8 protein-coding genes are annotated in these 13142 nt (G+C 61.4%); 3 read left to right on the top strand and 5 right to left on the bottom strand.

Translation table 11 applies throughout. The features are described 5' to 3' along the window. Positions 1-61: 61 nt before the first annotated feature. On the top strand, positions 62-394 hold the full coding sequence (locus BLU52_RS17020; RefSeq protein ID WP_090285115.1) for a YnfA family protein: 333 nt from the start codon (positions 62-64) through the stop codon (positions 392-394). 135 nt (positions 395-529) lie between these two features. Then, positions 530-715 (top strand): carbon storage regulator CsrA, encoded by a 186-nt coding sequence (gene csrA / locus BLU52_RS17015; RefSeq protein WP_090285114.1) that lies wholly within the window; start codon positions 530-532, stop codon positions 713-715. A gap of 3 nt (positions 716-718) precedes the next feature. On the opposite strand, the gene BLU52_RS17010 is transcribed toward csrA, so the two are convergent. The 4 genes from BLU52_RS17010 to BLU52_RS16995 all read right to left on the bottom strand — a co-directional run bounded on the left by BLU52_RS17010 (position 719) and on the right by BLU52_RS16995 (position 5990). Beyond that, entirely contained in the window at positions 719-946 is a 228-nt protein-coding gene (locus BLU52_RS17010; protein ID WP_090285112.1) for a YheU family protein, read from the bottom strand. Between the two features lie 170 nt (positions 947-1116). Then, entirely contained in the window at positions 1117-2307 is a 1191-nt protein-coding gene (locus BLU52_RS17005; protein WP_090285110.1) for an osmoprotectant NAGGN system M42 family peptidase, read from the bottom strand. A 161-nt stretch (positions 2308-2468) separates the two neighbouring features. Continuing rightward, positions 2469-4214, bottom strand: coding sequence for an N-acetylglutaminylglutamine synthetase (gene ngg / locus BLU52_RS17000; protein WP_090285108.1), 1746 nt, complete (start codon positions 4212-4214; stop codon positions 2469-2471). Between the two features lie 3 nt (positions 4215-4217). Beyond that, on the bottom strand, positions 4218-5990 hold the full coding sequence (locus BLU52_RS16995) for an N-acetylglutaminylglutamine amidotransferase (protein WP_090285106.1): 1773 nt from the start codon (positions 5988-5990) through the stop codon (positions 4218-4220). Positions 5991-6232: 242 nt separating this feature from the next. Between BLU52_RS16995 and BLU52_RS16990 the strand changes: the two genes are divergently transcribed. Beyond that, positions 6233-11062 (top strand): NEL-type E3 ubiquitin ligase domain-containing protein, encoded by a 4830-nt coding sequence (locus tag BLU52_RS16990; protein ID WP_090285104.1) that lies wholly within the window; start codon positions 6233-6235, stop codon positions 11060-11062. Positions 11063-11065: 3 nt separating this feature from the next. Here the strand turns inward: BLU52_RS16990 and mnmC are convergent, their stop codons facing one another. Further along, positions 11066-13045: a bifunctional tRNA (5-methylaminomethyl-2-thiouridine)(34)-methyltransferase MnmD/FAD-dependent 5-carboxymethylaminomethyl-2-thiouridine(34) oxidoreductase MnmC gene (gene mnmC / locus BLU52_RS16985; RefSeq protein WP_090285102.1), complete on the bottom strand. Its 1980-nt coding sequence runs from the start codon at positions 13043-13045 to the stop codon at positions 11066-11068. Positions 13046-13142 lie beyond the last annotated feature (97 nt).

Below are 13142 nucleotides of genomic sequence, written 5' to 3'. Positions count from 1 at the left end.
TTGCCCGCAGCAGACGGCGTCGTTAGGGTGGCCGCAATGGTCACCCTGTCGAGACGCATCGATGCTCAATTACTTGTGGTTCTTCCTCGCGGCGCTGTTCGAGATCGCCGGTTGTTTCGCCTTCTTCATGTGGCTGCGCCAGGGCAAAAGTGCGCTGTGGGTGATTCCAGCACTGTTGAGTCTGACGCTGTTCGCACTCCTGCTGACCCGCGTCGAAGCCAACTACGCCGGGCGCGCGTATGCCGCTTACGGCGGAATCTACATCGTCGCTTCGATTGGCTGGCTGATGGTGGTCGAGCGAGCGCGCCCGTTGGGCTCTGACTGGATCGGCGTGGCGTTATGCGTGATCGGCGCCAGCGTGATCCTGTTCGGGCCGCGTTTTTCAGCGGCTTGAGGTTGTTTTGCGGGAAACGTCTGACGGCTCTGAGCGCGCAAGGCTGTAAGGCAAAACTGATTTGCCTGCTGCGCATTGTGTAGCCGCCGCAAGCCGCGCATCTTCTGGGTTCGCTAACCCTGAAGGACCTATCTCATGCTTGTACTCAGCCGTGTCGTTGGTGAGTTGATTTCAATCGGTGACGACATCTCTTTGCGTGTTCTGTCGGTCAATGGCTCCAGCGTGCGCTTTGGCGTCGAAGCCCCGCAAAACGTGCACGTGCACCGCTCCGAAGTCTACGACCGGATCAAGCGCAAGGAAGGTGTGCAGAAGGTTCGCTGAGCGTCAGTCGAACAAATGCCTGGGCACATCATGCTTGAGCATCAACTGGCACTGTTCGCTTTCCGGATCGAAGACGATCAACGCCTGGCCCTTGGTCAGCGCCTGGCGTACGCGCAGAACGCGGGTTTCCAGCGGCGTGTCATCGCCGTTGTCGGTACCGTCGCGGGTGACAAAATCCTCGATCAGGCGGGTGAGGGTGTCGACTTCAAGCGCGTCGTGGGGTATCAGCATGGGCACCTCGGCTAAATCAATGGCGCGATGCTACGGCGATTGGGGTTGGCCTGCCAGTTTTTGTAGTGCCTCGACGGCGACATCGCGAGCAGGCTCACTCCTACAATTGGAATGCGTTCTCCTGTAGGGGTGAGCCTGCTCGCGATAGCGGTATCTCAGACAACGATGCTTTAACTGTCGGAACGCTGTCCCACCAGACTGTCCACCGGCGGCACCCGCGTTTCGCTCTCCATCTGCGTATCGTGTTCGATCTGATGACTGAAGCGGTCCAGCGAGGCATTGGCCGGCGCCGCGTCGCTGGCGAACACCGGCGGGCTCAGAATGTAAGCACCGAGCAACCGGCTCAACGCCGCCAGACTGTCGATGTGCGTACGTTCATAACCGTGAGTCGCATCGCAGCCAAAGGCGAGCAGGGCGGTGCGGATGTCGTGCCCGGCAGTCACCGCCGAATGCGCGTCGCTGAAGTAATAGCGGAACATGTCGCGGCGCACCGGCAATTCGTGTTCACCGGCCAGGCGCAACAAGTGCCGCGACAGGTGATAGTCGTACGGCCCGCCGGAATCCTGCATCGCCACGCTGACAGCATGCTCGCTGGAGTGCTGGCCGGGTGCGACCGGGGCGATGTCGATGCCAACGAACTCACTGACGTCCCACGGCAAAGCCGCCGCCGCGCCACTGCCGGTTTCTTCGGTAATGGTGAACAGCGGATGGCAATCGATCATCAATTCCTGGCCGCTGTCGATGATGGCTTTGAGGGCGGCAAGCAGCGCCGCGACACCGGCCTTGTCATCCAGGTGACGGGCGCTGATATGGCCGCTTTCGGTGAATTCCGGCAGCGGATCGAACGCCACCACGTCGCCGACGTTGATGCCCAGCGATTCACAATCGGCCTTGGTCGTGCAATAGGCATCCAGGCGCAGTTCGACGTGATCCCAACTGATCGGCATTTCATCGACCTGCGTATTGAACGCATGCCCGGACGCCATCAGCGGCAACACGCTGCCGCGAATCACGCCGCTGTCGGTGAACAGGCTGACGCGACTGCCCTCGGCGAAGCGGCTCGACCAGCAGCCGACCGGGGCGAGGGTCAGGCGGCCGTTGTCCTTGACCGCGCGGACCGCGGCGCCAATGGTATCCAGGTGCGCCGAGACTGCGCGGTCGGGGCTGTTCTTCTTGCCTTTGAGTGTGGCGCGAATCGTTCCGCGCCGGGTCATTTCGAACGGGATGCCGAGTTCTTCCAGACGCTCGGCGACATAGCGCACGATGGTGTCGGTGAAGCCGGTGGGGCTGGGAATGGCGAGCATTTCCAGCAGGACTTTTTGCAGGTAGTTCAGATCCGGTTCGGGGATTTGCAGGGTCATGGAAACTCCTGATGGGTTGAGCACACCGATGGTTTCGATGAGGGGGATTTGCGGTGTCTGATGCGGCCCCTTCGCGAGCTGGCTCGCTCCCACATTGGAATGCGTTCCCCTGTGGGAGCTAGCTTGCTAGCGATAGCGGTGGTGCATTCAGAACATCACTGTCAGATCGCCGACTGACTATGCGGAAACAACAGATCGACAAAGCGTTCCGCCGTCGGTTGCGGCTCGTGGTTGGCCAAGCCGGCGCGTTCGTTGGCTTCGATAAAAACGTACTCCGGCTGATCCGCCGCCGGCACCATCAGGTCGAGGCCGACCATCGGAATATCCAGCGCGCGTGCCGCACGCACGGCTGCATCGACCAGCGTCGGATGCAGAATGGCGGTGACGTCTTCCAGGGTGCCGCCGGTGTGCAGATTGGCGGTGCGGCGCACGAACAGATGTTCGCCGGCCGGCAGAATGCTGTCGTAGGTGTAACCGGCGGCGTGCAAGGTGCGTTCGGTTTCGTGGTCGACAGGGATCTTGCTTTCGCCACCGGTAGCAGCTTGCCGACGCCGGCTCTGCGCCTCGATCAGCTCGCCGATCGAATGCTGACCGTCACCGACCACTTCGGCAGGTTTGCGGATCGCCGCTGCAACCACTTCGAAACCGATCACCACGATGCGCAGATCGAGACCTTCATGGAAGCTCTCGAGCAGCACGCGACTGTCGAATTGCCGCGCGGCTTCGATAGCCTGCTGCACGTCCTCGATGGTCTGCAGATCGACCGCCACGCCCTGGCCCTGTTCGCCGTCGAGCGGCTTGACCACCACCCGCTGATGCTCGTCGAGAAAGGCCAGATTGTCGTCGGCATTGCCGGCCAGTTGTTGTGCCGGCAAATTCAGCCCGGCCGCCTTCAGCACTTTGTGAGTCAGGCTTTTGTCCTGGCACAGGGTCATGCTGATCGCGCTGGTCAGGTCGCTCAACGATTCGCGGCAGCGCACCCGGCGCGCGCCATGACTGAGGGTGAACAGACCGGCGTCGGCGTCATCGACCTGCACGTCTATGCCGCGGCGATGAGCTTCCTCGACAATGATTCGCGCGTACGGGTTGAACTGCGCTTCTGGCCCCGGGCCAAGAAACAGCGGCTGGTTGATGCCGTTCTTGCGCTTGATCGCGAAGGTCGGCAGGTTGCGGAAACCGAGTTTGGCGTAGAGGTTTTTCGCCTGACGGTTATCGTGCAACACCGACAGGTCGAGATAGCTCAGCCCGCGGCTCATGAAATGCTCGATCAAATGCCGCACCAGCACCTCACCCACACCCGGACGCGAACACTGCGGATCGACCGCCAGGCACCACAGGCTGCTGCCGTTTTCCGGATCGTTGAACGCGTTGTGATGATTGAGGCCCATGACGCTGCCGATCACCGCGCCGCTGTCTTCATCCTCGGCCAGCCAGTACACCGGGCCGCCCTGAGGATGCGGGGTGAGCAACTCGGGATCGATCGGCAACATGCCGCGCGCCTGATACAACCGGTTGATGCCTTGCCAGTCCGCCTCGCTCTGCGCACGTCGAATGCGAAAGCCGCGAAACACGCGAGTGGCCTGGCGATAATCGCTGAACCACAGCCGCAAGGTGTCGGACGGATCGAGGAACAGCTGCGTCGGCTCGAGGCCGAGGATCTGCTGCGGCGCGGCGACGTACAGCGCAATGTCGCGCTCGCCGGGTTGTTCGTTGAGCAGTTCCTGCGCCAGCGATGCCGGGTCGGGGAAGGTATGGCCGATCAGCAACCGGCCCCAGCCGCAATGCACGGCAATCGGCGCGCAGGGCAGGGTGCTTCCGTCTTCGGCCAGACGCGCTTGCAGACGTTCGTACGACGGCGCCTGACCACGCAGCAGGCGTTGGTTGATGGACGTGGCATGGGGTTTCATCAATCAGATTCCTTGTTCACTGAGCCACAGGTTCAGTGCCGCCAGTTGCCACAGTTTCGAACCGCGCAACGGAGTCAGTTGGCCTTGAGGGTCAGTCAGAAGCTTGTCGAGCATGCTCGGGTTGAACAGGCCGCGATCCTGGCTTGGATCAAGCAGCAGTTCGCGCACCCAGTTGAGCGTGTCACCCTGCAAATGTTTGAGGCCAGGCACCGGGAAATAGCCTTTCTTGCGGTCGATCACTTCACTTGGAATGACCCGACGCGCGGCTTCCTTGAGCACCTGTTTGCCGCCATCGGGCAGCTTGAACTGGCCAGGCACACGGGCCGACAGTTCGACCAGTCGATAGTCGAGAAACGGCGTACGCGCCTCCAGGCCCCAGGCCATGGTCATGTTGTCGACCCGCTTGACCGGGTCGTCGACCAGCATCACCGTGCTGTCCAGGCGCAGGGCCTTGTCCACTGCCGCATCAGCGCCGGGCTGGGCGAAGTGTTCCTTGACGAAGTCCCCGGCGGCGTCATTGGCCGTCAGCCATTTCGGCTGCACGGTGGCGGCGTAGTCGTCGTAGCTGCGGTCGAAAAACGCCGTGCGATAAGCTGCGTACGGATCGGCTGCACCGTCGACTTGCGGATACCAGTGGTAGCCGGCAAACAATTCGTCGGCACCCTGACCGCTCTGCACCACTTTGCAATGCTTGGCCACTTCCCGCGACAGCAAATAGAAAGCGATGCAGTCGTGGCTGACCATCGGCTCGCTCATCGCGCGGAACGCGGCGGGCAGTTGCTCGATGATTTCTTTTTCGTCGATACGCAGTTGGTGATGCTGAGTGCCGTAGTGTTTGGCGATCAGGTCGGAATACTGGAATTCGTCACCGCGTTCGCCGCCGGCATCCTGGAAACCGATGGAAAAGGTCGACAGGTTCTCGACGCCGACTTCACGCAACAGGCCGACGAGCATGCTCGAATCGACACCGCCGGAGAGCAACACACCGACGTCCACTGCGGCACGTTGCCGAATTGCTACGGCTTCGCGGGTGCTGTCGAGTACACGGTCGACCCAGTCTTCCAGCTTGAGGTTTTTCTCGTCCTCGTTAGGCCCGTAGGGCAGGGTCCACCAGGTTTTCTGCTCGGTGCTGCCATCGGCTTCGACGCGCATCCAGCTCGCTGGCGGCAGCTTTTCTATACCCGCCAGCAACGTGCGCGGCGCCGGCACCACGGCATGGAAATTCAGATAGTGGTTGAGCGCCACCGGATCGAGAATCGGGTTGATGTCGCCGCCCTTGAGCAGCGCCGGCAGGGCCGATGCGAAACGCAGGCGCTGACCGGTGCGCGACAGGTACAGCGGCTTGACGCCGAGACGGTCGCGGGCGATGAACAGGCGCTGCGCGTCGCGCTCCCAAATGGCGAAGGCAAACATGCCGTTGAGCTTGGGCAGCAGCGCTTCACCCCAGGCGTGATAACCCTTGAGCAAAACTTCAGTGTCACCGCCGGAATAGAACGCATAACCCAACGCTTCGAGTTCGGCACGCAGTTCCGGGAAGTTGTAAATGGCGCCGTTGAAGGCCAGCGACAGGCCCAGTTGGCTGTCGATCATCGGCTGCGCCGAGCCGTCCGACAGGTCCATGATTTTCAGGCGCCGATGGCCCAGGGCAATCGGCCCTTGGGCATGGAAGCCCCACGCGTCAGGGCCGCGCGGGGCCAGGTGATGGGTGATGCGCTCGATGGCTGCAAGGTCTGCAGGTTGTTGATCAAAACGTAACTCGCCAGCTAATCCACACATAAAATCCTTACCGGTTTTTCCGTTGGGGAGGGGTCAAACGGGACCTCGCCAAAAGGGCGGGTACTCAGAAACTGACCCGCCACGGTAGGTGGAGTTTTAGAACGATAAGTTATAAGTGGATGTTCGGGTCGTTCATCAACCGTTGAGTTCTCGGGTTTTATGGCGGCGATAGGTAGATACCGCCTGCCATTCCCGCCGTTCGCTATGTTCATCGGTCCGACCCGCAATAAAGGACTATTGCCATGCCCGCCACAGTGAACAAAACCTCGCCATCCGACGACGCCATCCTGGGTACGCTGCTTGAGGCCACCGCCGATCTCGACACCGCGCAAACGCTGCAGAAAACCTTGCCTGCGCACCTGTTCAAAGCCAGCCCCGAAGCATTGTCGGCACTCGATCAGACCGTACGTGACCTGCACGACACGCAAGTGCTGGTCGACAAGGACCTGCTAGCGCTGAAACCTCTGAATAGCTTTTGCATCGATGAATTGCACGCGGCCTTGCGCGGTAAATGGCCGGGCGTCACGTTTGATGTCGAGAAAGACTTTCTCAGCCTGCCCGGCGTCGACTGCGGTTGCCCGGCAACTTCCACCGATGAAAACGGCATCCAGACCTTCCCCAACGCGACGCCGACGCTGCTGCAAGCGGCCATGCAGAATTTCAGCGAAGACGAGGCAACTGATACCTTCCCGAAGGGTAGTTTCATTCGCATCAACAGTGCGGCGCAGGGCGTGAGCGATCTGACGCCGGCCGCTTTCGCCAAACTGTGTCGCGAGCTCGATCTGGGCAAACGCTACCAGGAGCATTTCCAGAAGGTGTTCGGCCTGCTGGACCGTGATGGCAAAGTCGTCGCCACCAGCGCCATGACCCGGGATATCGCCAAGCTGAAAAAACTGCTGTTGCAACTGGACCTGCAGCAGGCCGCCCTCAAGGGGCATATCAGTGCGGCCACCCGGCAGGTGTTGCAGAAACTGATCGACGCCGATGGCGTGCTATCGAGTGGAATCAAGCTCTATGGCAAGCAAGCGATGATCATGCAAGGCGTGAAGATTCTCGACAGTTGTGTCTGGGGCGCGGTGGTGTTTTCCAGCCGATCGGTGGAGTTGTACCCCAGTGAACGGTGTGTGGTGTACATGGCCGGCGAACCGCAACGACCATTGTATGAATACCCGAGCTTCACCGTGTTCAAGCAATACCTGACACAGCAGATGCAAAAGAAAGACTATCGTGAGTATTTCGCCAACAGCCTCGATGAAGACAGCAAGGCCGACTTCTTCAAAACCTTCACCGACAGCGTCGAACTCGGGCATATCCAACAGTGGCCGATGACCGTGCCGCTCTTCGAATTCATGGTGCAGAGCCATGTCGGCAAGCTGCAGCTCGACGCGCGCAAGCTGGCTGTGCCGACCGACGATATCGATGAAGAGGTGCGGCAAAAGCGCCTGCTCGATTTTATTCAACGGGGTGTAACCGTCCTCTCGGTCGCCGGGCTGGTGGTACCGGTGCTCGGGCAGTTGATGATGGGCGTTGCGGTCGGGCAAATGCTCGGCGAAGTCTTCGAGGGTGTCGAGGACTGGCGCCGTGGCGATCATCAGCAAGCGCTGTCGCATGTGCTCAGCGTGGTGGAAAGCATCGCCGCGATGGCCGCTTTCGCCGGCGGGCAGAAAGCCGTGGGCGCGTTGGGCAAAAAACTCTTGCAAGCGCACCCGCAGTTCTTCGCGCAATTCAGCGCGATCCTCAATAGCGCCGGCCAGCCACGGTTGTGGAAGCCTGATCTGGCGCCTTACGAACATGCCCTGCCGACGGGGTTCACCATCGCTGCGGACTCCAAAGACTTTTATCAGATCGGCGAAAAGACCATGGGCCGCGTCGACCATCGAATCTTCGCCGGTGACTATGCCCCTGACAGCAAAGTCTGGCGGCTGCAACATGCCCGGCGTGCGCAAGCCTATGTCCCGCGCATCACCAGGCACATTGAAGGCGGCTGGCGGCTTCCCGCCGAAGAACCTGAGGAGTGGGGCAGTTTTGCCTACGCGCTCAAACGTATCGATCCGGCGTTGAGCGAATTCACCGGTACCGATCTGGACATGCTGCGCCGCCTCTGTGATATCCCGCCCGAGGCACTGCATCAGGCTTTTATCGACAACCTCAGCCTGCCGGTGCGCTTGCGTGAAACCGTGGAGCGCGCTCGCCTGGCACGACAGTTGCGCAGCTTGAACAATGAGCTGCAACGCGGTGAAGTCCATTCCGGGCAGGCCGTCGAGGAGCAACTGCACGTGCTGCCAGAGCTGCCCGGCTGGCCGACCGATCGCTATATCGAAGTCACGGATGCCGAAGGCACTGTCACCGCAACCTATCCGCACACCAGCGTGTTGGATGAAACCTGGGCAGTGGTGGTCGATGAGGACCAGTTAGCCCGAGGTCGATTGTTGCAAACCGTCGTCGACGGCCTGTATGACAGTGAAGTAGAGGCTTTGTTGGGTGGCAAAGTCGGGAAAGGTGTCCGGCACTCGGCACTGGCAAAAAAACTCGGCGCAGCGCTCAAGGTCGACCATCGCGCGGCATTCGAGCGAATGTACCAACGCTACGATCAGAGCGACGCGGATGAGGTGTTGAAACTGCGCAAGGTCTTTGCCGACATCCCCGCGCGCTACGCGAAAAAGCTCATCGACCAGGCGCCGAGTGTGCAACGCCAGCGCCTGCGGACAACCGGGCGCGTGGCGTTGAAGCTCGGGCAAAACGTGAGGGGCGCCAGCGCTCAGGTGCGCCTCGATCGTGCGCTCGCCGGGTTTCACTGGCCTCGTCTGGCTAACGACGACACCGACAAACTGGCGATTCAGTTGCTGCCGCGCCTGCCTGGCTGGGATTCGCAGGTGCGTCTGGAAATACGCGACAAGATGCTCACCGGGCCGATTCTGCGAGCGATAGGTGAGGAGTCGGCGAGCGTTGGCAAAAAGTGCACGCTGGTGAAGTCCGAGATGGGCTATGAAGCCTTTGACGGCAGCGGTAAATCCCGTGGCAAAATCGCTGCCGGGCCCAACGCGCTGTTCGACGCCATCCTCAAGGCTGTGCCGACGAAGCCGTCCAAGGGTCTCGCCGCTGCTGCCGACACGCTGCCAACCGACGCCGCTGGCTTGCGCAGCCAGTTACTCGAAAAGGCACTGGGCGAGCGCGAGGCCACCGCGCGCACGCTGGTCGACGGCGAATCCGCACCGCCAGAAGTCGAGGCAGCCTGCGTGCAAGGCGATCAGCCCGTTGTAAGCAAACATCCGACGGCCTTGCTGCGCAAAGTCCGCAAACTCTATCCGCGCATGACCGAGGCGCAGGCCAGTGAGTTCATCGACGGCCTGGGCGACGATGCGCTGAGTCGGGCATTGCGAGTCAAAGCCTTGCGCGGGGATCTCGAGAGTCTGCGTGACGCGCTGTTTACCTGGAGCGAAGACATTGACGCGATGAACACCGTAGGCGGTGATCTGGCCGAGGTTCGACACAGCCGCCGCACCTTCGCCGAGCTGATCGAGAAGGGTTTTCGGCGCTTTCACCAGGTGAACAACGAAAACGGCACAGCCGTCGGCGTGCTGAGCCTTGATGGCATGCGCGTCGGCAAGCTGCCGACGTTGCCGCCGGGGATCAGCTTTGATCACATCCGGCAACTGTCCATGCGCGATATGGCACAGGACGATGATGTTGCGTATTTCCTCAAATCATTCAAACAGCTCGAGTCGCTGGAACTCGATGGCAATGCCATGACGCGCCTGCCTGAAATGCTGTCGCACATGCCCCATCTGAAAAGGCTGAGTCTGGCGGGCAACAAGGTCCGGTTGAGCGAGCAGACGCTGAAAAAGCTCAATGGGCTGGATAATCTGGAGCATTTGAACCTCAACAAGAACCCGCTGGGTGCGACGCCGGATATCTCGCGGATGTTCAATCTGCGTCGGCTGTTGCTGCAAGACACAGGCATTACCGAGCTGCCCAAAGGCCTTTCTCGTCTGCCATACCTGGAGTGGGCGGACCTGAGCGAAAACAGCATCAAGCTCCTGCCGCAGTGGCTGTTCAAAACATCGAGACGTTTCAGTCAGGCGCTCAACCTGCGTTTCAATCCCCTGGATGATCCGAGCAAAACCTTTCTGAAGAATTACCGCGACAATGTCGGGGTAGGCATGGGCTATCTGCAGGACGATATCGCTCGGCTCGATGAACAACAGGCGCGCTCGCTCTGGTTGCCTGAAGATATCGGACCGCAAGGGCTGGAACGTGAGCGAATCTGGAACGCTTTCAAAGACGATACGCGTGCCGAAGGGCTGTTTCGTCTGCTCGCAGAACTCGGTAACACGGCCGATTCAGAAAAGATCAAGGACGACCTGCGGCAGCGCGTCTGGAACGTGCTCGAGGCGGCAGAGAACGACGCGCCGTTGTGTGATCAATTGCTGGATCTGGCGGCCAGTCCGATCAATTGCACAGACAGCGCTGCCATCAGCTTCAGTTATCTGGAAGTGGCGGTGGAAATTGAGCGGATCACCAGCGTCGCCGGGGGCAAGATCACCAGCGCCAAACCGCTGCTCAAGCTGGGACGTGGCCTGTTCAGGCTCGAACAGTTGAACGAGATAGCCCGGGAGCATGCCGGAAAATTTCCCAAACTCGATCCGCTGGAGGTCAATCTTGCCTATCGTACCGGCCTCGCCAAGACACTGGATTTGCCCGGCCAGCCACGGAACATGCGCTACGGCACATTGGCCGGCGTTACCCAGGCTGATCTGGAGGTGGCGCAAAACAGAGTCAATACCGCCGAGCTCTCGCCCAAATGGCTGCAGTTCCTGAGCGAGCAAACGTTCTGGAAGGATTATCTGCAACGCACCTTTCCCCGCCGTTTCGCGCCTGTCGAGGATAAGTTCGCGCCAAAACTGACCGCGCTGGACGAGAAGGCGAGCAGCCTGCCCGATGCCGATTACCTGAGTCAGGCGCAGATCATCATGGCCGAACGGGAACAGGCCCTGGAAGAGGTGTTGACGCGATTGACCGACGATGCGTTGCGCATCGAAGAACTGGGCCTGTGCGCCAGGCCCGACGACTGAGCATCACTTGCCGCGAATCAGCTTGCGCAGGGCGAACCGGTTCGGGTGACAAGCTTCGGCGACGCTGCGCGGCAGCGGCAGCGGCTCGTTGTCCAACCACGCCGCGAGCAGTTCGCCGGACAGTGGCGCGGTAATCAGCCCGCGCGAGCCGTGGCCGCTGTTGACGTACAGGCCATGGTGCCACGGGCAGGCGCTGTCCGGAACTTGTCGGGCGTCCTTGCTCAGCGCTGCATAGGTTTGATTGAACGCTGGCAGGTCGGCGAGCGGACCGACAATCGGCAAGTAATCGGGGCTGGTGCAGCGAAACGCGGCCCGTCCCTCAAAGCCTTCGACGGGCTGCTGATCGATGTGCAAACGGTCGACCAGATCGCTGGAGATTTCCTCGAGCATGGCCAGATTGCCCTGGTGTTCGGCAGCGGTCGGGGTCAGGTCATCGCTGTGAAAATCGAAACTGGCGCCGAGGGTGTGCTCGCCCAGACGCGCCGGTGCGACGTAGCCTTCAGCGCACACCACCGTGTTCAGCGCGGCACTTTGCGCGGTTTGCGCCAGACGCGTGATCTGCCCGCGAATGCGCTTGAGCGGCAACTCGGCGCTCTGCGCAAAGCGTTTGATCTCGGCGGCGCCGGCCAGCACCACCACCGCAGCACTGGCGAGCAAGCGCTCGCCGTCCCACGCTTGCCACTGGTCACCGACCTTGCGCAGTTGCAGCACGTCATGATGGCTGAGCAGTTCGATGTTCGGCTGCGCGGCTTGCGCCTGGCACAGCGCGGGCGGGTGCACCCAGCCGCCTTCTGGATAGAACAGACCGCCATGGGCTACACCGACCCCGGCACGGGCCTGCGCCGCCGGTTGCTCCAGCCACTGCAACAGATCTGCCGGGAAGGCCTCGGCCAGTTGCGCATGCCGCTCGGCTTCCTTGGCATTGAAGGCCAGTTGCAGCACGCCGCAGTTATCCCAGTCGGTGCCGCGTTGCAGGCTTTCCAGCAAGCGGCGGGTGTAGCCGAAACCGCTGACGATCAGTTGCGACAGTGCCGTGCCGTGGGCGGACAGTTTCAGGTAAAGCACACCTTGCGGATTGCCCGAGGCTTCCTGCGCCACGCCAGCGTGGCGCTCAAGCAAGCTGACCTGCCAGCCGCGCGCGGAGAGGCTGGCCGCTGTGGCGCAACCGGCCAGTCCGGCGCCGATCACCAACGCGCTGCGTTCGCCGGTCAACGGGGCAGGGCGGGCGAACCACGGTTTGTACGGCAAGGGTGGCGCCACGTCTGCCGGCCAGCCGAGGAATTCGCCACGCAGGATCTCCCATTTGTGGCCGATACCCGGCGTACGTTTCATCTTGAACCCGGCGGCGTTGAGCAAACGCCGCACCCAACCGGTGCTGGTGAACGTGCTGATGGTCGCGCCCGGCGCCGCCAGTCGGGCCAGTTCGACGAACAGCTCGGCGGTCCACATGTCGGGGTTTTTCGCCGGAGCGAAGCCGTCGAGAAACCACGCGTCGACCTGTGCATCGAGCTGCGGCAGTTGCTCCAGTGCATCGCCGATTAACAGCGTCAGCGTCACCCGACCGTTGGCCAAGGTGATGCGCTGGAAACCTTCGTGGATCGCCACATACTGCCGCAGCAATTGCTCGGCCAGCGGCTTGAGTTGCGGCCACAACGCCAGGGCGCGTTGCAGTTGGGCCGGGCTCAGCGGGTATTTTTCCACGCTGACAAAGTGCAGCCGCGCACCCGCCACAGTATGTTGTTCGAACAGCTGCCAGGCGCAGAGAAAATTCAGCCCGGTGCCGAAACCGGTTTCGCCGATCACCAGCCGCCCGTTCGCCGGCAGGTCGGCGAAACGCTCGGCCAGACGGTTTTGTTCAAGAAACACATAGCGGGTTTCGTCGAGCCCCGACTGGTCGGAGAAATACACGTCATCGAACACTCGCGAACGCGGGCGTCCCTGGTCATCCCAGTCGAGCTGGGCGTGGGGCAATACAGGTTTCATGGCAGGCTCGGCAACGGCAAGGCCGCCATTCTAGCCGATCGGGCTGGCGCTGCTTGATCCATGGCAAGGCACGGGGTCGGGCGCTGGCCGACAATCC

It is taken from the genome of Pseudomonas granadensis, assembly GCF_900105485.1.
Classification (GTDB): Bacteria; Pseudomonadota; Gammaproteobacteria; order Pseudomonadales; family Pseudomonadaceae; genus Aquipseudomonas; species Aquipseudomonas granadensis.
Note: the sequence above shows the minus strand (reverse complement) of the source record. Positions and strands in the feature narration are given on the sequence as shown.

What these genes read in the sequence shown, in the direction of transcription:
- BLU52_RS17020 (WP_090285115.1), top strand. Translation starts at nt 62, where the DNA reads ATGCTCAATTACTTGTGGTTCTTCCTCGCGGCGCTGTTCGAGATCGCC.
- csrA (WP_090285114.1), top strand. Translation starts at nt 530, where the DNA reads ATGCTTGTACTCAGCCGTGTCGTTGGTGAGTTGATTTCAATCGGTGAC.
- BLU52_RS17010 (WP_090285112.1), bottom strand. Translation starts at nt 946, where the DNA reads ATGCTGATACCCCACGACGCGCTTGAAGTCGACACCCTCACCCGCCTG.
- BLU52_RS17005 (WP_090285110.1), bottom strand. Translation starts at nt 2,307, where the DNA reads ATGACCCTGCAAATCCCCGAACCGGATCTGAACTACCTGCAAAAAGTC.
- ngg (WP_090285108.1), bottom strand. Translation starts at nt 4,214, where the DNA reads ATGAAACCCCATGCCACGTCCATCAACCAACGCCTGCTGCGTGGTCAG.
- BLU52_RS16995 (WP_090285106.1), bottom strand. Translation starts at nt 5,990, where the DNA reads ATGTGTGGATTAGCTGGCGAGTTACGTTTTGATCAACAACCTGCAGAC.
- BLU52_RS16990 (WP_090285104.1), top strand. Translation starts at nt 6,233, where the DNA reads ATGCCCGCCACAGTGAACAAAACCTCGCCATCCGACGACGCCATCCTG.
- mnmC (WP_090285102.1), bottom strand. Translation starts at nt 13,045, where the DNA reads ATGAAACCTGTATTGCCCCACGCCCAGCTCGACTGGGATGACCAGGGA.